At 44.6% G+C, this 22,365-nt stretch carries 19 protein-coding genes, 1 tRNA gene and 1 pseudogene; 10 read left to right on the forward strand and 11 right to left on the reverse strand.

What is annotated here, in order from left to right; translation table 11 throughout:
- Nucleotides 1-25: 25 nt before the first annotated feature.
- Nucleotides 26-652, reverse strand: coding sequence for a DUF2301 domain-containing membrane protein (locus O9334_RS09020; protein ID WP_287999918.1), 627 nt, complete (start codon nucleotides 650-652; stop codon nucleotides 26-28).
- 244 nt (nucleotides 653-896) lie between these two features.
- Between O9334_RS09020 and thiO the strand changes: the two genes are divergently transcribed.
- Entirely contained in the window at nucleotides 897-2,831 is a 1,935-nt protein-coding gene (thiO, locus tag O9334_RS09025; protein WP_190380141.1) for a glycine oxidase ThiO, read from the forward strand.
- A gap of 80 nt (nucleotides 2,832-2,911) precedes the next feature.
- On the opposite strand, the gene O9334_RS09030 is transcribed toward thiO, so the two are convergent.
- The 4 genes from O9334_RS09030 to cofG form a co-directional block, all read right to left on the reverse strand.
- Nucleotides 2,912-4,447 (reverse strand): TolC family protein, encoded by a 1,536-nt coding sequence (locus O9334_RS09030; protein ID WP_287999921.1) that lies wholly within the window; start codon nucleotides 4,445-4,447, stop codon nucleotides 2,912-2,914.
- A gap of 68 nt (nucleotides 4,448-4,515) precedes the next feature.
- Nucleotides 4,516-6,057, reverse strand: a complete 1,542-nt coding sequence (gene ggt / locus O9334_RS09035) for a gamma-glutamyltransferase (protein WP_287999922.1) — start codon at nucleotides 6,055-6,057, stop codon at nucleotides 4,516-4,518.
- 136 nt (nucleotides 6,058-6,193) lie between these two features.
- Complete coding sequence (lpxD, locus tag O9334_RS09040) at nucleotides 6,194-7,225, reverse strand: UDP-3-O-(3-hydroxymyristoyl)glucosamine N-acyltransferase (RefSeq protein WP_045362645.1); 1,032 nt, start codon at nucleotides 7,223-7,225, stop codon at nucleotides 6,194-6,196.
- A 252-nt stretch (nucleotides 7,226-7,477) separates the two neighbouring features.
- Entirely contained in the window at nucleotides 7,478-8,365 is an 888-nt protein-coding gene (cofG, locus tag O9334_RS09045; protein ID WP_045362648.1) for a 7,8-didemethyl-8-hydroxy-5-deazariboflavin synthase subunit CofG, read from the reverse strand.
- A gap of 112 nt (nucleotides 8,366-8,477) precedes the next feature.
- Between cofG and O9334_RS09050 the strand changes: the two genes are divergently transcribed.
- On the forward strand, nucleotides 8,478-10,142 hold the full coding sequence (locus O9334_RS09050) for a transglutaminase domain-containing protein (protein WP_045362651.1): 1,665 nt from the start codon (nucleotides 8,478-8,480) through the stop codon (nucleotides 10,140-10,142).
- On the opposite strand, the gene O9334_RS09055 is transcribed toward O9334_RS09050, so the two are convergent.
- A complete protein-coding gene (locus tag O9334_RS09055; protein ID WP_045362654.1) occupies nucleotides 10,139-10,405 on the reverse strand; it encodes a hypothetical protein in 267 nt (88 codons plus the stop codon). The genes O9334_RS09050 and O9334_RS09055 overlap by 4 nt on opposite strands.
- 168 nt (nucleotides 10,406-10,573) lie before the next feature.
- Nucleotides 10,574-10,646: transfer RNA gene (locus tag O9334_RS09060), tRNA-His, on the reverse strand.
- A 103-nt stretch (nucleotides 10,647-10,749) separates the two neighbouring features.
- On the opposite strand from O9334_RS09060, the gene O9334_RS09065 reads away from it, so the two are divergent.
- On the forward strand, nucleotides 10,750-11,136 hold the full coding sequence (locus O9334_RS09065; RefSeq protein WP_045362657.1) for a DUF4359 domain-containing protein: 387 nt from the start codon (nucleotides 10,750-10,752) through the stop codon (nucleotides 11,134-11,136).
- 362 nt (nucleotides 11,137-11,498) lie between these two features.
- On the opposite strand, the gene O9334_RS09070 is transcribed toward O9334_RS09065, so the two are convergent.
- Nucleotides 11,499-13,106, reverse strand: a complete 1,608-nt coding sequence (locus O9334_RS09070; RefSeq protein ID WP_045362659.1) for an MFS transporter — start codon at nucleotides 13,104-13,106, stop codon at nucleotides 11,499-11,501.
- Nucleotides 13,107-13,267: 161 nt separating this feature from the next.
- On the opposite strand from O9334_RS09070, the gene O9334_RS09075 reads away from it, so the two are divergent.
- The 4 genes and pseudogenes from O9334_RS09075 (at nucleotide 13,268) to O9334_RS09090 (ending at nucleotide 15,659) form a co-directional block, all read left to right on the forward strand.
- Nucleotides 13,268-13,459 (forward strand): hypothetical protein, encoded by a 192-nt coding sequence (locus O9334_RS09075; RefSeq protein ID WP_190380500.1) that lies wholly within the window; start codon nucleotides 13,268-13,270, stop codon nucleotides 13,457-13,459.
- 315 nt (nucleotides 13,460-13,774) lie between these two features.
- Nucleotides 13,775-14,878, forward strand: a complete 1,104-nt coding sequence (locus tag O9334_RS09080; RefSeq protein WP_080754364.1) for a glycosyltransferase family 4 protein — start codon at nucleotides 13,775-13,777, stop codon at nucleotides 14,876-14,878.
- Between the two features lie 55 nt (nucleotides 14,879-14,933).
- Nucleotides 14,934-15,092: pseudogene (locus O9334_RS09085) on the forward strand (RNA-guided endonuclease TnpB family protein); the annotation flags it as partial.
- A gap of 135 nt (nucleotides 15,093-15,227) precedes the next feature.
- Nucleotides 15,228-15,659 carry an NUDIX domain-containing protein gene (locus O9334_RS09090; RefSeq protein WP_287999927.1) on the forward strand — a complete coding sequence of 144 codons (432 nt, stop codon included), beginning with the start codon at nucleotides 15,228-15,230 and terminating at the stop codon, nucleotides 15,657-15,659.
- A 60-nt stretch (nucleotides 15,660-15,719) separates the two neighbouring features.
- Here O9334_RS09090 and O9334_RS09095 read toward each other — a convergent pair whose 3' ends face one another.
- The gene (locus O9334_RS09095) at nucleotides 15,720-16,937 is read right to left on the reverse strand and encodes an ABC transporter permease (RefSeq protein ID WP_287999929.1); all 1,218 of its coding nucleotides are present in this window, start codon (nucleotides 16,935-16,937) and stop codon (nucleotides 15,720-15,722) included.
- 198 nt (nucleotides 16,938-17,135) lie between these two features.
- Nucleotides 17,136-18,620, reverse strand: a complete 1,485-nt coding sequence (locus O9334_RS09100) for an efflux RND transporter periplasmic adaptor subunit (protein WP_045362669.1) — start codon at nucleotides 18,618-18,620, stop codon at nucleotides 17,136-17,138.
- On the opposite strand from O9334_RS09100, the gene O9334_RS09105 reads away from it, so the two are divergent.
- Both O9334_RS09105 and O9334_RS09110 read left to right on the forward strand, forming a co-directional pair.
- A complete protein-coding gene (locus tag O9334_RS09105; protein ID WP_172456657.1) occupies nucleotides 18,562-18,708 on the forward strand; it encodes a hypothetical protein in 147 nt (48 codons plus the stop codon). The genes O9334_RS09100 and O9334_RS09105 overlap by 59 nt on opposite strands.
- A 34-nt stretch (nucleotides 18,709-18,742) precedes the next feature.
- A complete protein-coding gene (locus O9334_RS09110; RefSeq protein ID WP_045362672.1) occupies nucleotides 18,743-19,624 on the forward strand; it encodes a tetratricopeptide repeat protein in 882 nt (293 codons plus the stop codon).
- Nucleotides 19,625-19,800: 176 nt separating this feature from the next.
- Here O9334_RS09110 and O9334_RS09115 read toward each other — a convergent pair whose 3' ends face one another.
- Nucleotides 19,801-20,988, reverse strand: a complete 1,188-nt coding sequence (locus O9334_RS09115; RefSeq protein ID WP_287999932.1) for a glycosyltransferase — start codon at nucleotides 20,986-20,988, stop codon at nucleotides 19,801-19,803.
- A 151-nt stretch (nucleotides 20,989-21,139) separates the two neighbouring features.
- Between O9334_RS09115 and O9334_RS09120 the strand changes: the two genes are divergently transcribed.
- Nucleotides 21,140-22,363, forward strand: a complete 1,224-nt coding sequence (locus O9334_RS09120; protein WP_045362677.1) for an NAD(P)/FAD-dependent oxidoreductase — start codon at nucleotides 21,140-21,142, stop codon at nucleotides 22,361-22,363.
- Nucleotides 22,364-22,365 lie beyond the last annotated feature (2 nt).

A 22,365-nucleotide genomic window follows, 5' to 3' on the forward strand; every position in this document is an offset into this window, starting at 1 on the left:
TTCCGATTAATCTCTGGAGAGTTCGTCAATGATTAAGATGTTCAAAGACGGATTTATCACCGATATCGTTGGGGAGAGGTTGGCTTAACTTTCCCAGGGCAAAGATAACGAATAAAGTCGCCCAGAGAATTAATAGCCCCTTTTCCCAATTTAAGGGCAATATCCCCAAAAGATGACCGAGTAAAAGGGCGGGAACTAGAGGGGTTAAAAACTTGGTTTCTAGACGATTAAAACAAAAGGCTTCTTTGAAATAAATCCCCGTGAGACTAGCAAAAATAAAGCCCACACCCAATAAACTCACCGGATGGTGATAGACAAATTCTAGGGGAGAAAGCTGATAATAAAAGCTTAAAATTAGGGAAGTAATCGCCCCGATTAGCCAAAAAACTTGCAGGAGACGATGAAGGGGAATTAAATAAATATGGATAGTCAATAAACTGATGCCTAACCCCAGACAAAAACCAATGTATAAAAGGTTGGTCAGGGGCAATAATTGCGGTCGGCTGAGAACTATAATTGTAGCGACAGCGAAACTAAAAGCCGCTAAATTTAACCCCAGACGGTAGAGATGCACCCCTAGGCGATCGCTATCCGTAATCGTAAACTCTCCGAATTGACCTTGATAAACTCGATCGACAGCAGGGGAAGTCATTATGCTCTAAAGAAAAAGGGAAGCTTAGAAAAGATTGACTACAAATCATCTTAAGCTTAAATTATGCCAGTATCCTCACTTCTCCCCTCTCTCGGCTGACTAATTGCGAGTTTAGTAGTCAATCAAGCTAAAAATTATGATTAATTGGGATAAAAAAAATATATATGTTATTTTACTACGTCTTTCTTGTTTTAACTTCTGATTCCTTGTCATTTCAGTAATTCTCTTTGGTGCCAGAGACTTTATGAACTCAACTAGCGAAATTTTGATCGTGGGCGGTGGTATCATCGGATTAGCGATCGCCGTCGATTTGCAATTGCGCGGGGCAAAAGTTACCCTCCTAGTTCGAGATATAGCTCAGGCCGCTAGTCGTGCGGCCGCGGGAATGTTAGCCCCCCACGCAGAAGGGATTCCCCCAGGTCCGTTTCTCGATCTTTGTCGGCAATCGCGCTGGCTATATCCAGAATGGACTCGCAAAATCGAGGATTTAACGGGGATAAACAGCGGTTACTATCCCTGTGGTATTCTTGCTCCCGTTTACGAGCTAGATCAGCCCGTTACTACCGAGGAAGTTAATAAAATTTGGTTAGACAGCAATGCAGTTCACCTCTACCAACCCGGACTAGGTAAAGATGTGGTCGGTGGTTGGTGGTATCCCGACGATGGACAAGTGGACAACCGGCAGCTAGTGACTGCGCTGCAACAAGCGGCCGAAAATTTAGGGGTAGAAATTCGCCAAGGGGTAGAAGTCCACGCCATACAACAAAAGCAGGGAAAAGTCAAGAGTATTTATACCTCAATTGGGGAATTAGAAGCAAAAATTTACATTTTAGCGGCCGGATCCTGGGCCAGTCAACTTTTACCCCTCCCTATCCATCCCGTCAAAGGTCAAATGGCTGCGGTAAAAATGCCCCCTAACCAGACCTTAGCTAGGATTTTATTCGGTCCGCAAACCTATCTAGTTCCCCGTCGTAATGGTCGTTTAATTATCGGGGCCACTTCCGAAAAAGTGGCCTGGCAAACTGGCAATACACCCCAAGGACTGCAAACCCTTTTTGAACGCGCCACCCGTCTCTATCCCCCTTTAGCTGACTGGGAAATCGAGGAAATGTGGTGGGGATTCCGTCCGGGTACAGCCGATGAATTGCCCATTTTAGGCCGCAGTAGCTGTGATAACCTGATTTTAGCCACCGGTCACTATCGCAATGGCATTTTACTCGCCCCTGTCACTGCTTCCTTAATCGCTGACCTGGTGATTAATGACAAAGTTAATCCCATTTTGACCCATTTTAGCGGCGATCGCTTTAAGCGACCATCACCCCTTACTATTCCACATAATATGTCCTTAACTATTATTGAAAATCAACCCCAGGCGCTTTTATCGCTCCAGAATGATAGTCTCACCATTGCCGGGAAAACTTTTCACTCCCGCTTGATGACTGGGACTGGCAAATATGCCAATCTGACCACTATGCAGGAAAGTATTAGTGCCAGTGAATGTCAGATTGTCACCGTTGCCGTTAGACGAGTACAAACGAACGCACCCGGCCATGAGGGATTAGCAGAGGCGATTGATTGGTCGAAAATCTGGATGTTACCCAACACTGCCGGTTGTCAAACGGCCGAAGAAGCGATTCGCGTGGCTCGTTTAGGGCGAGAAATGGCCAAATTATTGGGACAGGAAGACAATAACTTTATTAAACTCGAAGTTATTCCCGATCCTAAATATTTATTACCCGATCCGATCGGAACTTTGCAAGCGGCCGAACAATTAGTTAAAGAGGGTTTTGCCGTACTGCCCTATATTAACGCCGATCCTCTCTTAGCCAAACGTTTAGAGGAAGCCGGCTGCGCCACGGTTATGCCGCTAGGATCGCCGATCGGATCGGGACAGGGGCTGAAAAATGAGGCAAATATCGCGATTATCATCGAATCGGCCAAAATTCCCGTGGTGGTAGATGCCGGGATCGGTACACCCTCAGAAGCAGCCCGGGCCCTGGAAATGGGGGCCGATGCCTTATTAATTAACAGTGCGATCGCTATGGCGGCCAATCCGGCTATGATGGCCCAAGCCATGGGAATGGCGGCAAAAGCGGGACGTTTAGCCTATTTAGCGGGAAGAATGCCGATTAAGTCATCTGCTAGTCCTAGTTCCCCCCTGACGGGAACGATCGCCTAACCCGGTGATCTATCAAAACTCGTTAAAATAGGGGAGATTTGCCTATCTCCCCCCACACCACACCTCGATAAATCCCACAATTAACGCACTTCAAACAAACGATTATCCGGTAAATTACTAATCGCTCGCTGGAGACTATTCAAGGATCTATTGTAATCGACGATCGCCTGTAGATAACGGCTTCTGGCATCGGTTAAATCCCGTTGGGAGTTGATCACATCCGTTTGGGTTCCCACACCCGCCTGAAAGCGTAAACGGGCTAATCGCAGACTTTCCGTGGCCGATTCAATGCTTTTTTGCGAAGTTTTGATGTTTTCTTGGTTAGAAATCAAACTATAGTAGGATTCCTCCACTTGAAGGCGAATTTCATTGCGACGGAGGGAGAATTCCGTATCGGCGCGATCGATATTTCTTTCCGCTTGACGAGCGCGAGCAAAAGCACGACCACCATCAAAGAAAGTCCAACGAATCCGGCCACCGACGCTAAAACCATCGCCAAAACCAGCTTCATCACTGAGATCGTTGAGGACATTATACTGACCCAAAAGGTCCACTTGGGGAATCACCGCCGAAATGGCGATCGAGCGGTCTTCTGCGCTAATTTCCCGTTGTAAGAGTTGTTGTTCTAATTCTGCGCGATTTTTGTAGGCTAAAACGATACTATCATCAAGACTCAAGCCCCAAGTTCCCGCCTCGCGAATCTCATCGGCAGCGGTTAACTCAATGTGTTGGCCGACACTCAATATCTGTGCCAGTCGCCGTCGGGAAATACGCTGGTTAGAAATCGCCCGGGTTAAGTCTTGGTTAGCGTTAGCGAGGTCAACTTCCGCCTGTAGGACAGCAAATCGGGTTCCTAGTCCCGCTTGCTCCAATAATTGAGCATCGCGTAAACTTTGACTAGCATCTTCGATCGAGGCTTGGGCGATCGCTACCTGAGCGTCACCCCTTTGTAATTCATAATAGGCATCGGTGGCATCAAAACGAGTTTGTTCCGAGACTCGTTCCACCTCTAATTCCTGTTGCCGGATCACTTTTTCGGCCCTTTTGATCTGGGCTGCCCGTTCACCCCCTGTATAAACCCCATAGACAATCCGAACACTACCCTGAAGGGTGGTACTGTCTTCGGGTGTAACTGCTGGGATTCCCTGTTGACGGGCTAACTCATTCTGTCTTTGGGCAGCTGCCGATTGATCTTGAGTGAGACTGGTTTCCGCTTGGGCCGTGGGTAATAAAGCCGCCTGTTGTTCCTTTAATTGGGCGCGAGCGATTTCTAAATCGACCCGGGCTGTCTGTAAGGTCTGATTATTTTTTAAAGCTAATTCGATCGCTTGATTTAAGGTGATCGGTTGTACTACCCTAATATTCACCTCATCTGGTTTGGTGGGAAAAATTAGCGGATTGCCACTAGGATTAAGATAATTAGGGGCTTTGGGATCCGCTTCCGTGGTTGCCGGTGCCGCCGATGGACCGGGTAATTGAGAAACTGGATTGACAGTAGGTTGGGGTTTCTTCAATAAATCGGCAGCGGACTGAGTTTGTGCCTTAACCGAGGATTCAGCCAAGAAAATCAACCCAAGCACCGCACTCACGGTAATACCATAACGCAAGAGCAACATGAGTATCTCGAAAGTAAACAGTAAACGATAAGAAGTAAATAAGCTCACACCACTATGTTGGCCGATTACTAATTACTAATCACTAATCCTACTCCATCCCGACGCGGATCGCCCGTAGCGGTTAATTCCCCCCGATCATTCACGAACACCCCATGCACACCCCCAAAAAACATATTTTGTTCTTGCCACCGGGATACTTGAGTATTTGCGGGTAAAACCAGATTTTCGAGCATATTCTCCCGATCTTCTAGAGGTTCAATTCCTAATTGTTGATTTTCCCAGTGTATGCGCGAGGCAGCAATCGCATCGGGTAAAGATTGCCGAAAATCGATTAAATTGCTAATAACTTGCAAAATAGCGGTGCGAATGCGATTGGAACCCCCAGAACCGAGAACAAATCGCGGCTTTCCTTCCTCTAAAATCATCGTCGGGGACATCATTGAGGATAAACGACGATCAACGGGCCAATTGTGAAAACCAAAGGGATTTAAGTCCGCTTCCCCGATCATATTATTGAGCATAATTCCCGTCCCTGGCACGGTATAAGCCGAGCCTTCGCCGTTGGAAAAGGTGGCACTGGCGGCATTGCCCTCTTGATCGATAACGCTAATATGGGTGGTACTGCCCCATTTATTGGGATATTTGCCTAAAAATTCTGGCGAGAGGAACTTATCTTCGATTCCCTCCTGATGGATAAAATTATCGTAGCCTTGGGCGCGCGCTTGATTGGTTAAGGCCATCACTTCCGTTAAAATTTGCAGATGTTTGGCTCCTAGATGCTCTAAAGCCGATAAATTGACTGTTTCCAGTAATTTTAGGGCAAAAGCTAGGAGAATTCCTCCAGAACTAGGAGGCGGATTAGTCAGGATTTCGTAACCACGATATTGGGTTTTTAGGGGTTTTCTCTCAATGACTTGATAGTGATTTAAGTCTTCGAGAGTAAGATAACCGCCCTCCTGCATATCCTTGGCGATTTGGTGGGCGATTTCTCCCTCATAAAAGTCTTTTACGCCTTTTTTGCTTAATTCCTCTAGGGTGTTGGCAAAATCCCTCATCACACAGCGATCGCCAGCTTCTAATAATTGTCCCTGGGGAGCATAGACTTTTAAACCCTCTCTATCTTTGAGCAGGATCGAAGCGAGTAAACCCAGGCAAAAGCCGTTATATTGGCTCAAAATGTAGCCTTGTCGAGCATATTCGATCGCTGGCTCCGCTACCACGGCAAAGGGCAATTTTCCCAGTTTTTTCTGCACTGTTTCCAATCCTCGTAACGCCCCGGTCGTAGCGATCGCACCTCGGCCAATGTGAAAATCTTGACTAGCACCCCCAAAATTGATCGCCACTGGGTAAAAGTCGATATTTGTCAAGGATTTTTTAGATTTGGGAGTTTGACAGAAAAAATCAAAAAGGGTATTGACTTTTTCCTTGGTATGTGCTAGTAAAAAACCGCCGCCCCCCGCGGAAGCGAGGGTAAATTCGACCACGAAAGCCGCTAAGATCGAGCCAACAATCCCATCGAAGGCATTGCCGCCCATTTCTAAGATTAATTGTCCAGCTTCGGCAGTTTTTGGATGTCCTGCGGCGATAGCGCCCTTGGTTTTGCCAGTCACTTTGATCGGGGTGTGGGGTGTGGGGTGTGGGGTGTGGGGAAGTGGGGAAGTGGGGAAGTGGGGAGAAGGGAGAATAAATAGAAATAATCTCCTGAATCCTGCCTCCTGCCTCCTGCCTTCTGCCTCCTGAATAGGGCTATTTTTTTAATTGCTTAACCGCTTGATAGATTTCGGGTAAACGCTTGTAAGCGGCTGCTACCTTGAGGAATAGTTTATGAGGCATAGCAGGAGAGCCAGAAACCACTTCTCCTGCTCCGATATCGTTGTGAATGCCAGTTTGGGCGGTTGCGATCGCACCGTCACCGATTACTGCTTGATTGGCAATGCCCACCTGTCCCGCTAAAATAACGCGATTGCCCACTTTTACGCCTCCTGCCATGCCCACCTGTCCTGCTAGGGCGCAAGCTTGGCCAATTTGGCAATTATGGGCAATATGGACGAGATTATCGATCTTAGTCTGGCTACCGATGCGGGTTTCTCCCACTGCCGGGCGATCCACGGCGCTATTACAGCCAATTTCTACCCCATCTTCTAAGACCACGATACCCGATTGTTCCATCTTAAACCAGCCTTCGGGAACTGGCACAAAACCGAAGCCCTCGGCACCGATAACAGCGCCACTGTGGATAACGCAATCATTGCCGATTTGTACCCGTTCATGGATGGTACAGTTAGCGTGGAGAATTGTGCGATCGCCAATATGCACCCCGGGGTAAATAACGGCGTTAGGATGAATGCACACCCCATCACCGAGGGTGACATTGGCTTCTACCACGGCATGGGCCCCGATGGCGACTTTATGGCCGATTTTAGCCGATGGATGCACCACGGCGGTGGCGTGAATGTAGGGTTGGGGCTGAAAGGGTTGATAGAATAATTTGATGGCGTGGGCGAATAAAAGTCGGGGATTGGCACTAGCTAACCAAGCGATGCCGCGTTCGTCGGCCTGTTGTTGTAGATTGCTATCCAGGGGCAGAATTAGGGCAGTAGCGTCAGTTTTGGCGACAAAGGAAGCAAATTTTCCCCCTTCGATATAGCTAATGGTATCGACTAGGGCGGTTTCGATGGGAGTTATGGCTTTAATTTGGGGATTTCTGTCGGGATAGGCGGTCAAACTCTGGGATTGCACTAAAGGGCTTAATTTTTGGGCAATTTCACTAAATTTCATAAATATATATGGCGATCAAGATAGGGCTTATCATAGGATAGTCTAAGGCTATACCGATAATCTTGTCGTTATTATAGTCAAAAAAGTTGCTGGTTTTTTAGGAAATTATTCTTGAGTTTGATCGGGATATTATGCTGGGATAAATAGGGTTTTTGAGCAAGTTTTGTCTTGAGATTTATATTTAATATCAAGCTGTTTTTGCTACCGATGATGATTTGAAACTAGATTATAGCGATACTTTACCATTTCCTCTTACTTATAAACCGGTAGGCGCGCCTTTAATTCCCAGCCATAAATTGCTAAAAATTCCTTTAATTTATCGGGGTGTAAATGGAGGTAATCGGGATTAACTTCATCGATAATGCCAATACCGCCTAAATCCCGCGCTCCTGCCGCTAAACAATCCAAGAGAAAAAGAGGATCGGGTACTAGATTCGGGGGAATTTGAATGACAATATCTGGGGGCAAAATTTCCCTGGCTTGCCTAACCAGAGCGGGCAGTTTTTGCAGATCAAAAGGATTATTTTGCCACTGTTCTCTTTTGCCCGGATTATAGGGTTGTAGGATCACTTCTTGAATATGTCCCCAACGTTGATGAAGAGCGGCAATAGTTTCTAAGGTTACTAAGCGATCGCATTCCGTTTCACCAATTCCTAATAATAACCCCGTGGTAAAAGTAATTCCTAATTCTCCCGCCCATTGTAACTGTTCTAAGCGCAGGGATGGCACTTTACTGGGGGCATGACGATGGACAGTATTTAATAAAGTCACCGTCATTTGTTCTAACATTATGCCCATAGATAGATTGACATTTTTGAGTTTTTCCATCTCGGCAAAAGTTAAAATCCCCGCATTGGTATGGGGATAAAAACCCATATTTAAAGCCAATTCTGCTAAATTATAAATATGCCGAAACCATAACTCTCGATTGGCGGCTAAAGGATGAACTTCGCCGCTAAGAATTAAAATTTCCGTAATTTCCGAACCCTGCAAAGCAGTTAAAATCTCTTTTGCCTTGTCTAGACTTAACCAGCCATCAGTGCCTAAATCCCTGCGAAAATTACAATAACTGCAACGATTGAAACACTCGTAGGTAGGTACAAGGGTATGAGAGGGACTATAGGTGACAATTCTTGACATTTTTTTCAGAATTGGAGTTCATTACGAGCATTCAAGGGCGATAAAATTTGCTATCGTGGGAAGAATTGCTGTTTTATTCACTTAAAAACGCCTTCCCTTTTCGCTTCCTCCTATGATTTTCGATCCTGCCAGTCTTCCCTCCCATCGTCAAACGATTCGCCCGATTAGCGCCACAGCCCTGCACGGAATTGTATTTCAAGATAACAAATTAATCGCTATCGACGCAAAAAACGGCTATTTATACCAAATTGCCCTCGATACTGGTCATACAACCGTACTTAATTCCCATCGCTGGCAAGAATTCGTCGGGACGACGGGATTGGCAATCGATGATCAAAATAACCTCTGGTTTACTACTCGCGAAAATCTCTACTGCTGCACTCTCGAAGATTTTACCCCGAAATTTTTTACCCGTCTTCCCTACACCGCTAACGGAGTCGCCGTAACCAGTAACACAATTTATGTCACTTGTCAACGTTCTGGACAAATCTTTATATTTGATCGCCAATCGGGACAGGAAATTACTCGTTTGTACGCGCCGGGTATCGGCATCGAAAATATCACCATTCGCGGGGAAGAACTTTGGTTAACGGATACCCTAGAACAAACGGTTTACTGTCTTGATCGCGCCACGGGAGAACAGCTTTTTAGCATGATAACTCCTTTTGAATCACCGACGGGATTAGCATTTTATCGCGATGCAAACAGTGGCAAGGATATCTTATATGTGGCCTATGCTTTCCAAGAACCCTTTATCCGCGATAATCCCAATTCCGAACAGGTTTACGAACTTAGTTATCGTCCGCGTACTTTTGTCCATCCTCTATATTTTCACCACGATCCCGCTAAAAAATACACCCTTTCTAACGGTTATCTGATTGAATTATCCTACGTCGAGGAATTAGAACCTCTCTATAATATCGAATTAAAAGATGTGGAATGGCGCATCGCTTTACCCTTGGAAACACCGCGGCAAAAAATTCGCAGCGTCGAAGCGGTGGGATTGCCTTTTATTGAAGAAATTCAGGACGGGCAGCGGGTGGCAGTATTTAAGTTTGAGCAAATAACCAGCAAACAACGTCATATTTTTGGTTGGAAAGTAGTATTAGAAGTGTGGGGTATTAAATATCAAATTACTCCCAAAGATTGCGAAGATTTACCCACCTTACCCGCCGATTTTCCCGATCGCTATTTGATCGATAATGATGATCTGGCTATGAATACAGAAATTATCCTCAATGCTGCCGAAGAAGCGATCGGTCGGGAAACCAATCTACTCAGAAAAGTTTATAGTATTCGTAATTACGTCTATGATCAGCTTTCCTACGGCATCAAACCCAACATCGACACCCCCGATATTGCCCTGCGGCGCGGAGTGGGTTCCTGTGGCGAATATGTGGGTTTATTATTGGCTTTGTGTCGTCTCAATGGTATTGCCTGTCGCACGGTAGGACGCTATAAATGCCCACCCCATCCCCTTGAACGTAATTTACCCCTCGAACCGGATTACAATCACGTCTGGATGGAATTTTATCTTCCCTCTATCGGTTGGGTTCCCATGGAGTCCAATCCCGATGATATTTTTGAAGGTGGTCCCTATCCCAATCGTTTCTTTATGGGTTTAGCTTGGTATCACACGGAAATTGCCAAAGATATCCCCTTTGAACGAATGCTAAGTGAAGGACAACCGGTGTTAAAAACCCAAGTTCCCATCGGCGATTTAGCGATTAATCACGTTCAATTCATCATTCTTGAGGAATTAGCCCCAAAAGACTAGAATTCTGACCCATCATCTAGGATGCCCATTTCTCTATCTCTGGCTTCTTTGAGTTCTTTGACCATTTGCAAACTCGCACCCACACAGAAGCCCAGGGCTGCCCCGGCACCGGTCAAATAACGTCTATAGATGATTTGATAGTTATAGGGATTTTTATAGTTGACTTGGCTGGGATTGCGTTCAATGCGGCTAATGCCATAACCGATACCTGCCCCAACTAAAGCGGTGACTAGGCCTGAAAATAGAACTAGACGAAAGTTCATGATCTTATCTCCCGATCGACTCTGACTTTAGATTATCGCTGAAAGTTAGTTAATGGCAAGCGATCGCAATAATTTGTTAAGTAGTCGTGCCAAATTAATTTCCATTTTTGAGATCGGAGACAGGAGACTCCGGGTAACTACCTAGCGGATGGGAGTAGTTCATAAGAGGGCGAACGAGGGGACTCGAACCCCCGAGTGGTGGAACCACAATCCACTGCCTTAACCACTTGGCTACGCTCGCCGCACACCTTCCCTAGTATAGCACAAAACGAATGGTTGGCAACAGGTTTTTTATCCTCAATTCGGGCTATGGTTAGGGTAAGTGAGTGATGATTTGAGAGCTTATGAAATTGGCACGGTTAGGGGGAGTGGTGGTAGGAGTGGTTTTAGGGGGAATTGCGGGGATATTGCTGACAACTAACCCCAATCGTCAAGATTACGAACAATACGCTTCCCAGAGGTTAACTAGCTATCTTAGGGATAATGTCTGCGCTCGGGCGCAAGCTTCCCTCGATGTGCAACCTCTCTTGCGGGGTTACTGTAAAATGTTGGTGGATACGGGTCAACCTTTTTTACAAGAAGCGATCGCCAGTAAGACTACTAGAAAGAATTTTCTCATTTTCAGTGTTTATCAAACGGAATTATGGTTCCCTCCCCCTTTACCTAGTTACCACTTCAGCAGCGTCGGTTTTTTGAATAAATTATACATCTACGAAGCTTTAGAACTGTAATCAGGCAATGGGTGTGGGGATTTTTAAAACCTAGACCCAAACTAACTTTTGGATAAGATGCACAGTTGGCATTCATAAGTATCTAAGCACAATTAATTACACATCTAAGCCACTACTCCGTCAGACTTCTGATGTGAGGAAACAGTGAACTGAAAACTCAAATCCGATCCCTAATAGCTGTATCCCGTCTCCTGACGACCGTCTCCTGTCTCCCGTCTCCTGACGACCGTCTCCTGACGACCGTCTCCGTTCGGACCTCGGCGTGAGCTTTTGTCGAACGCAAAAGCTCACGGCCGAAGCCTGTCTCCTGTCTCGACTAGGAAATTAATTTTGCACGACTACTTAGCTTGATTCAGCAAGGCCTACTTTTCTTCTTGTCTTCTTGCTGCTAATTGGTCTAAAATTTCGGCGTGAACTTGGCGAGTAATTGGATAAAAATAGGCAAGAATTAAGCTAATGATCAGGAAAAATGCTGGTAAAGGGGCAATTGCTAGGCGAATTGCTATTAAAGCACTATCTGGCTGCACGGGAATTGCTTCTCCTGGGATTCTCGGTTTAAAACCCGATGTTTCTAGGGCAATACCGACAAGAAATAACCCCAAAGCTAAACCAATTTTTTGCAGAAGTACCATGAAAGCATAAAAAATCCCTTCTCGACGTTTTCCTGTTTCTAATTCGTCTAATTCAATCACATCAGGAACCATTGACCAAGGAATTAAATAGGCCACAGATACGCCAAATCCCGCCAAAACTGCCAAAGCATACATCAAAGTTATTTCTCCTGGTTGGAGCAAAAATAAACCGATTTGGGCAATAATCCAGACTGTCATCCCTAAAAAATAGACTATCTTTTTGTCTAATTTCTGACTAACTGCTTGCCAGAAAAATAACATCACTAAAGCTGTTCCCTGCACTGCTAAAGCGACTAAACCCGATGCTGCTTCCGATAGTCTCATGTAGCTGACGACGTAGTAAACCAAAATCGAGGCGGTTAATTGTACTCCTAACCAGGCACAAAGATAGATGCCAATAACGTATAAAAAGGGACGATTACCAAAAACTATTTTTAATTGTTCTTTCAGGGGAATAGTTTCGGTATTATTATCCGCTTCTCTCTGTTTAATTGCTGCGCTATCCTTGAGATGATTTTCAGTTTTGCCATAGTAAAGGGTTAACCCCGAAACTATCCCTTCTATTCCTAATAAAATTGTGGAAATAGCGATAAAGTCCCAGGGATTTACCCCAATTTTTCCCAGTCCATAGACCAAGGCAAGCGCACCGATAACTATACAAGCAATTGCCAAAACTTTTTTCTGAGGGGGATTGAGAATCGCTTTTGCTCCTCGTTCTTGCAAAACCAAAGCGCACCAAATAACTGCTATAATCGACATTAAAGCACAAACTACACCTAACAATAAAAAAGCTTGATGGAGATCGTTGGCATAGGACGATGAGACGAGAATATAGAGAATTAATGAGAGAATGCTGCCCCCGATAGAAAAGGCAAAACGAAAACTATTTAAGCGGGTTCTCTCATTATAATCATGGGTTAATTCAGGGGTGAGTGCCTGGTAGGGAAGATTGACTACTGTATAGGTTAAATTAAAGATAATGCCGATCAAAATATAATATAAAAATAACCATAATTGGTTATTAGTCGGGATTAACCACAGTAAAAAATAGCTAATTCCGAAGGGAATTGACCCCAATAACATCCATGGTAAGCGACGACCCCAAATAGTACGAGTTCGATCGCTCCACATGCCAATAATCGGATCGTTAATAGCGTCGAAAATTCTCACCACCATCAGCACACTACCAGCTAATCCTGCCGATAATCCTGCCACATCAGTGAGGAAAAATAGCAGGTAAAATACAGAGATATTAGCAGTTATAGCCGGTCCTAAATCGCCAGCACCATAGGCGATTTTTGTGGTTAAATTCAGTCTTTCAGAAGTTAAATGAGCCATAAAAGCAATTACAGAGATTAAAATAAGCTTAACCGTTCTCGGGGCATTTGTAACCTTTGCTAGAGCAGTTGAGGAAGTTTAATTTTTTTTGTCTCTAGTAATTCCTGAAAATATCTAGCATTAAAAGGGGAAGATTCCTCGATCACACTGGGGACAAAGAAATGGCTTTATCTGTGGCATCTGGGAAAATTCTGACTATTTCCCCGTCCTTCACTTTTTATCTATCTCCTTGGCCAGCATTATCAGCTAAACTGAGTAATATCAGTTATTTTAGCTATCAGCATCGGAATTATCCTGATTCTGGCAGTTATACTCAAGAACAGCGACCAGATTGTTCTTTTTCGGACTGTTAGCGGTTAGGATCTATTAAGTACCTGAGCAAAATTAATTACACATCCAAGCCGTCAGCAGTTACTCCGTCAGCTTTTTGCTGTGATCAGTAAACAGTGAGCTAAAAACTCAAATCTGATCCCTGATAACTGTCTCCCGTCTCCCGACGACCGTCTCCCGACGACCGTCTCCTGACGACCGTCTCGACTAGGAAATTAATTTTGCATGACTACTTACTTGGGGGACGATCGAGATAGATCAAGAAAGTGCAATAGTACAGATAAGAGATCAGGGAAAATTTTTTCGCCCAACCTAAACCTTTTTGACGCTGACGTTCTATCATGTCTCATATCTTCCTATTTTTAGAGATTTTTGCCCAAGAAGGCGGTATTCAATCGTATATCAAGGATGTTCTGCAAGCTTATCTCACTTTGCCCGGTTCCGAGGCGGCCGAGGTTTTTTTGCTGCGGGATGCCACTGATTGTCCTAATCCTTTCAAAAATCAAGGTATTACCTTTTATTACCTGAAAAATAAATCAGCAACTCTCGGACGCATCCAATTAGCCCTTAAGTTTTTAGTTTCTCTCCTCCGGAAACGTCCCCAACGGGTTTTTTGTGGTCATATAAATTTAGCCCCCCTCACCCGTCTTTACTGTCAAGCTTTAGGCATACCCTACACCGTCCTCACCTACGGCAAAGAAGTCTGGGAACCTTTAGCAAATTCCCAAAAACAGGCCTTGCAAGCGGCCGAATCGATCTGGACAATTAGCCGTTACAGTCGCGATCTTATGTGTGAGGCTAACGCTATTGATCCCAAAAAAGTAGCAATTCTCCCCTGTGTGGTGGATGAGGAAAAGTTTAATTTAGGTGAAAAGTCCTTGACATTAATCAAGAAATATGATATAGAAAATGCCAAAGTTTTATTAACAGTGGCCCGGTTGTGGTCGGGGGATATCTATAAAGGGGTAGATGTGACCATTCGGGCCCTGCCGACAATTCTAGAGACTTATCCCGAAGTAAAATATCTAGTCATTGGACGGGGGGACGATCGCCCGAGATTAGAAGCTTTAACCAAGCAGTTAGGAGTGGATAAACAGGTAATTTTCGCCGGTTTTGTCCCCACGGAGGAATTAGCCGACCATTATCGTTTAGCCAATGCTTACGTTATGCCCTCCCGGGAAGGATTCGGGATTGTTTACCTAGAAGCGATGGCCTGTGGTATTCCCGTGATTTCTGGAGATGAGGACGGTTCAGCAGAGCCGCTGCAGGATGGTTTAGTGGGGTGGCGTGTTCCCTATCGAGATGCCGAAAAGGTGGCTAAAGCTTGTCTAGAAATTTTGCCCGGTCAGGATCAACGTTGTCACCCGCAATGGTTGCGTCAACAAACTGTAACTAAATTCGGCAAAAAGACTTTACGGGCAAAATTACTCGATTGGTTGTAAGCAAGCGTATCCTAATTTTACACAACCGGGCAAGATGTCTGTTAAGATAAACGGCGTGGCAACTTTAACTCTCACACTTAAACTTCCTTTTTATCGGTTAAACCAGTGCCAAGCACAAGAATTTGAGCGACTAACTGAGTTGAATAAGGGTATGACTAATCAACTTCTAGAAACCCCTAAAACAGATAAAAGAAAGTGGGATGCCCCCACTTTCTTCCTGAGTATAAATACTTAAGTTTAAATAGAAGGTATGAATGCCAACTGTACATCGTATCCAAAAGTCAGTTTGGGTTTAGGGTTTAAAAATCCCACAAAAGAAGATTCAGAGATCAAATCAGCAACGCCAAAGATGACAACCTATCGCAATCCTGCTCCCACTGTTGATATTATCATCGAACTGATCGACTCGCCCCACCGTCCGATCGTACTAATTGAGAGAAAAAATCCGCCCTTTGGTTGGGCAATTCCGGGGGGATTCGTGGACTACGGTGAATCGGTGGAAACGGCGGCCATTCGGGAAGCTTACGAGGAAATCAGTTTACAGGTGCAGTTAATCGAGCAATTTCACGTCTATTCCGATCCTAACCGCGATCCGCGTCAACACACCATTAGTATTGTTTTTATCGCCACGGCAAAAGGCAAACCGATCGCTGCCGATGATGCCAAAAAAGTCGGGGTTTTTCATCTCTGGGAATTCCCCCAACCTTTATGCTTTGATCACGATCGCATTCTCAATGATTATCGTCGTTATCGGGACTATAAAATCCGTCCCACACATTAAACCCCAACTTAGCTATAAAAGCAATCCTTGCCAAAAAAGTCCCCGAAAAAACTTAAAAAATTATACACTTCTGAGGGCGACAATCGGTTCTAATTTAGAGGCACGATAGGCGGGAAAAACGCCAAAAAAGAGACCAATACCCGTGGAAACGCTCAAAGACAGGGCGACGGCGCTGGCGGAAACAGTGGCAGCCAGGGGAGAGAAACTGGAGACGAGAACGATCGCTCCTGCACCGAAGAGAATACCCAGCGCGCCGCCGGCGATGGAAACGAGAGTTGATTCAATCAGGAATTGTAAGAGAATATCCTGTTCTCTGGCTCCGATCGCTTTTCTTAGTCCGATTTCCCCGGTTCTTTCCGAAACCGAAACCAGCATAATATTCATCACCCCGATACCACCGACAATCAGGGAAATACCGGCGATTAGAGCCAAAAGTAGGGTTAGTCCCTGGGTAATCGTGCCGAAGATTTCGATCATCTGTTTAGCAGTTTCGACGCGAAAATCATCCTCAGCGACGATTTTATGGCGTAAACGCAGGAGATTCTGGATTTGGAACTTAGCGGCGCGGATTTCCTCCCCCGATCGCGCGGTGAGACTAATCCAACTCAACTCGACACCGTAGGGTCCGGTTTTGCCCACCAGTTGCGAGTTCATGGTACTAAGGGGAATAATCAGCATTTCATCCTGATTATTGCCAAAAAAGGAGCCTTTCGCCTCTAAAATCCCGATCACCTCAAAACTGAGATTTTTGATCCGCAGCTGTTGACCGAGGGGATTTTGGGTGGGGAAAAGTTGCGCCGCCACTTCAGTGCCGATCACCGTTACCCGTTTGTTGCGGGCTAGATCGATATTATTGATAAAACGACCTTTTTCCAGGGTAAAATTGCGGACAGAAGCGTATTCTGGGGTGCTTCCCGTGACTAGAGCCGTCATGTTGCGATTACGATAGGAAATCAGGAAACGAGCGTTTATTTCCGGGGCGACTTCAGCGACGGTGGGAACCTGTTCGGCGATCGCCTGAGCATCGGCTAAAACCAAGGTTTTCGGTAAATTAACAGTGGTATTGCGTGCTTGTCGCGACCCCGGCACCACAAAAATGGTATTGGGTCCCAAGTTAGCAAACTGGTCATTGGCTAAGGTTTGCGCCCCTTGGCCAATACCGATCATGGCCACCACCGAAGCGTTACCGATGATAATTCCTAACATAGTCAGGCCGCTACGCACTTTATTGGCCCCTAGGGTGGAGACGGCCATTTTTAAACTTTCGATGATAAACATATCAGTTATCAGTTATCAGTTATCAGTTATCAGTTATCAGTTATCAGTTATCAGTTATCGGTTATCAGTTATCAGTTATCAGTTATCGGTTAGATAGTTGTAGGGTTTTGGGGTATTAGTTGAATTCCCCCATTCCCCCATTTCCCGAATCCTGACCTAGCATAAAAAAGACAATTTAGGAATACTTGTTAAAGAAAATTATTGAGATTTTTTATTAGTTTTCGAGGTATCTTCGGCCCCTTCGGGGAGATCGATAAAGACCTTTTCTCCGGCTTCCAAACCTGATAAAATTTGGGTTTTATCGTCTAAGACCAGGCCGATCGAAACGGGTTTAAAACTGGGTTTATTTTCGGCATCGGCAACTAAAACCCCTGACTTGCCTTCCCGGGTGACAATGGCGACAGTCGGCACGACGAGAGCATTATCTAACTGCTGGCCGACAAAAGTTACATCCACATTCATTTTCGATTTGAGTTTGTCCCGTCCCGTCACCAAACCGATTCTGACCTCAAAAGAAGTAACATTATCCTCGATAATTGCTTCAGGAGCCACGAGAATAACTCGACCTTCAAAGACTTCTTCAGGAAAAGCATCGGCGACAATTCGCACTGGTTGGCCGCGCTGCAATAAACCCACATCTACTTCCGGCACTTTAGCAATCACTTCCAATCCCGATGCCAGGGCGATAATCGAGGTGGAAGTGGCGGAAGCGGTGCTAGAGGCCGAAGTGGTGGGAGTGACAAAAGAACCCTCGGTGGCGTATTTTTGGGTGACGATGCCATCAAAGGGAGCAGTAATGACTGTATCGCGGTATTGAATCTTGATTTGCTCTAAATCGGCCCTGGCGGCCGCTACAGATGATTCTAGTCGAGCCAGCTCGGTTTCTTGGGTTTTTTGGCGTTGTTCGAGGGCAAATTTCGCTTCTGCGATCGCTGCTGCCGCTCCTATCATTTCCTGCTCAATTCCCGCCACTTCTGGGGAAGCGGTTTTATCTGCTTGTTCCAAACGGCGGATCGATTCGTCTAAATTGGCTTTAGCGTTGAGATATTCATTGAGGACGGCATCAAATTGGTCTTGAGCGATCGCCCCTTCCCGGACTAAATTTTCATTGCGTTTAACCCGATTTTCTGCTAGTCGAAAACGGGATTGGGCTGCTTGTACCTGAGCTTGCAGCTGGTCTAAATCTTTCGGAATTCTTTCTTTGGCCTGAGCTAAACGGGCTTCTAATTGCTTATAACTGGCCTGTGCTTGATAAAATCGGGCTTGTAATTGCCGGATATCTTCGGGAATACTGCGTTTAGCCTGTTCCAGACTGGCTAGAGCTTCCCGCAGATGCGCTTCTGACTGCATCCCCTGGGCATACACCTCTAAATTATCCATGACCGCGAGGGTTTGTCCCCTTTTAACGATCATGCCCTGATCCACCAATAATCGCACTAATCGGCCGGGGTTTTTCGGGCTAATGTTGACACTTTGGATTGGTTCCACCCTACCACTAGCTTTAATTTCCACAGCGAGGGTTTCTCGTTGAGCAGGAACGGTCATTTTCGCCAATTCTAGGGCAGGAGGAGGTGTTTGCAGTAAGCGATAAGAAACCACTCCCACCGCCAAAAAACCACTAGCCATGAGTCCGAATATCCAAAATAGGGGGCGATTTGATTTTCCCAACACGGTTATTGCCATCGATCAGCCAAAAGTTAATTGGTTATATACTAACGTCTCTAGAGCTGCCTTTGTTGTTTCTTTAGCCAACAACTCCCAAGCGAGATAGACTGATTAAAAAAGGCCTATCGCGGGGGTAAACTGTGCCAAAACTTCAATTAATCGTTTCTTTGCTCATTTTTTTCGTCGCTGGCAGCCCGCCGGCTTTTTCCCAGGCACTACTCCCCTACGCCATCGAACCGGAGTTAGAACAGATGGAACAAGCGGGAATTGAAATGGCCGAAGATGCCATCCAATTAGCTCGTTTTCGCCGTACCGATGCGGCCCTCGGACGGGCTAAGTTAGCGGTGCAGTTAGCCCCCCATCTCTATCAAACTTGGTTTATTCTCGGTAGTTTATATCTGCAAGACGACCAGGTGCAACCCGGTATCCAGGCATTAAATCAATCTTTGTCCCTTGCTCCCGCCGATGCCCAAGCTAATATTAAATTTTCCCTCGGTAGTGCCTATTTTCAGAATCAGGATTACAAGTCTGCTATTGCCCAGATTGAAGCGGGTTTGCAAATGAAACCCGATATCTCCCCCGCTCTTTTTGATCTCGGTAATTCCTATCTCAAGTTAGCACAATATCCTGCGGCGATAGCAGCTTACGAAAAAGCTGTTAGTCAAGATAAAAACTTTTGGCCCGCTATTAATAATATTGGTTTAGTTAAATACGAACAGGGCGATAAGGAAGCAGCCCTTAAAGATTGGCGCGCCGCTTTGAAAATCGATCCTAAACAGGCGGAACCTCAGTTAGCTATTGCGGTGGCTATTTATAGTCAAGGGAAAACTGAGGAGGGCATCAAATTAGCTCAGGCCGCTCTCACTAGCGATAGTCGTTATGTCAGTCTAGAATTTTTAGGGGAAAATCTCTGGGGTCAACGTCTTCTGCAAGACACGGAGAAAATGTTTAATCATCCTAAAATGAAAGATTTTATCGCTCGTTTACCAAAACCAACCCCAGAACCAGAGGAAGAAAATTAATCTGATAGCAGCAAGCATTAATACTAAATCCGTTGAGTATAGGCTACATATCAGGATAGGCAAGAGGCAAGAGGCAAGAGGCAAAAGGAGGAATAGATAATCAGTCTTTAATAACTGGATTTAGTATAAGATAACCCCTTAGTCAATTTGCTAGAAATTCTTAAGGCTTGCTCTAGCTAATTAGGATAAACTCGCCCTTTCCAACTTCCCCCTTGGCCGCGCCAATAACGCAGGGCAGAATCGACAGTCATTAAACTATAAAAGAGGGCAATTAGGGGTAAAGTTAAAGCCCGCAGGGGGGATAATTTATATAGTCTTAAAGTCGGGCTATAGGAGAGGGCCATTAGTAGTAAGGTGACGGTGCTAATTATAATAATTAATCTTTCTTTTAATATCAATCCCCCGATTAAGCCCAAGGGGGCGGCTAAATAGGTTAAAAACATCCCGAAAATTGTCCCGATTAACCAAAGTATTGAGTAATTTAGTTGTGTAAAGGCGGTGCGGGCTACCATATTCCAAATGCTGGCTAAATCGGGATAGGGACGGAGACTATAGCTGGTTTCTGTTAATCCTAACCAGATAGATCTCTCGGTATTTTTGGGGTGATTTTGCAGATATTTTTTAACCGCAATCGCCAAGGAACAATCATCAATTAAAGCTTGTTTAAGAATCTCAATACCGCCAATTTTTTCCAGAATATCTCGGCGAATTAAAATGCAACCCCCAGCGGCGGCAGCTATCGGGGAATTAGGGTTATTAACTAGGGGAAAAGGATAGAGTTTCTCGAAGAAAAAAACAAAGGCAGGAATGAGTAATTTTTCCCAAAAATTTTCACAGCGTAGCCACACCATCAGGGAAACTAAAGCTTGTTTTTCTTGTACTGCTTTAGTGACTAATTGGGTTAAATTATCCGGCGCGTGGGCAATATCGGCATCGGTGAAGAGAAAATAATCGGGAGCGAATTTCTCGGTAGCCTCTGTTATTCCCTGTTTCATTGCCCATAATTTACCCGTCCATCCTATCTCTAAAGCTTGTCCAGAAATAATAGTTATCTGGCCAGATTTATGGTATTTATCGGCAATTTCTTGAGCAACTTTTCCCGTACCATCACTGCTTTGATCGTCAATTAAAACAATCGAAAATTCTCCTTGATAATCTTGGTTAAAGAGGGAGGTTAAACTGATAGGTAAAACGTCGGCTTCGTTTCGTGCGGGGATAATTGCCGAGACTTTTGGATAATTTGTTAAAGGAGAAGTGACAGGATTAATTTTTTGGTTAGATAGCCAAAATTGTCCCCTGGCTAAGATTAAATATAACCAAATTATTAGCGATAGGGAAGTAACTAATAATAAGAAAAATGTCATAAGCTAGTCGGATTTCGATGAGGGAATAGGGAACAGGTCAAAAAGAGTATCAAATTTATATGGACAACAGCTTCATAAGTTTGGGGTTTAACAAAAGGCAATTTAGGGTAAAATAGAGGCAAGTTAGCAAGATTAGGCGAGGGAGTAAATCATGGATTATGATGTCGTAATTATTGGGGGGGGACCGGCGGGAGGTCACTGTGGGAGATTATTAAGTGAAAAAGGTTATCGTGTGCTTTTAGTGGAACAACATTCTAGTTGGCAAGATAATAACTTTTCTAGTGCCGCTTCTCCCCTAGAAATTTTAGAACAATTCAATCTCCCCGAAACCGTAGTGGCTAGGTTTTGGAAAAATATCGAAATTGTCTCCACTAGCATACATCGTTCTTGGTCATCACCGCAACCTTTAGGGGTAGTTTTTGATTTTGCCAAATTGCGAGAGTTTTTAGCCGCAGAAGTGCTGCGTTGGGGGGGAGAAGTTCGTTTAGGTTGTCGTTATCTGAAATATCAACAGATGGAGAATAAGCTAACTGTTTTCTTGAAATCAAAAGGAGAAAAAATCGAGACAGTTACTACTCGTTTATTGGTTGATGCCACGGGATACGCTAGAGCAGTTATGTATAAACATAGACGAGAAAAACCTGATTTTTTAAAAGCAGTGGGTATTGAATATTTAATTGCTGTGCCAGAATTAGATTATCAAAAGTATCAAGATAATTTAGTATTTTTTCTCGGTCATAAATGGAGTCCTAAAGGTTATGGCTGGATTTTTCCTATGGATAATCAGCAATTAAAAATAGGAGCCGCTTGGTTAGAGGGAGAACATCCTTATATTTCTGAAGTTAAGCCTTTAAAAAGTTATATTACACAAATTATGCAAACCTACATGAATCTCTCTAAATATGATATAATTGACAGTCATGGTTCTATTTTAGAATATTCGCTCAATCTGCAAGATATTTATTATCAAGAACCGAATATTATAGCGATTGGTGACGCGGTTTCTACGGTTAACTTTTTAGGAGGGGAAGGTATTCGCCATGGCATGAAAGGAGCCGAAATTGCTGGTGAATACATGGAAGAATATTTACAGGGAAAATTGAGGAGTTTTGCCGCTTATCAACAGAGGATGCAAGAATATTTTCAACCAAAATGGAATTTATCCGATCGCCTCAGTCGCCAAGTTTATTTAGAATATAGTGATGCGCGTATCGATCAAGGAGTATCCTATCTCAAGTATCTTTCCACACAGGATATAATCGACATTTTATTTTACTACAAATTTGAAAAATACACAAAAGGGTTAGGCGGATTTCTGCTGGGGAAATTACGTCAATGGTGGCGCAAAATTTTCCCTAGTCAAAAACCTGGGTAAAT

Origin of the sequence: Microcystis sp. LE19-8.1F (genome assembly GCF_027531715.1) — a bacterium.
Taxonomy (GTDB): domain Bacteria; phylum Cyanobacteriota; class Cyanobacteriia; order Cyanobacteriales; family Microcystaceae; genus Microcystis; species Microcystis wesenbergii_A.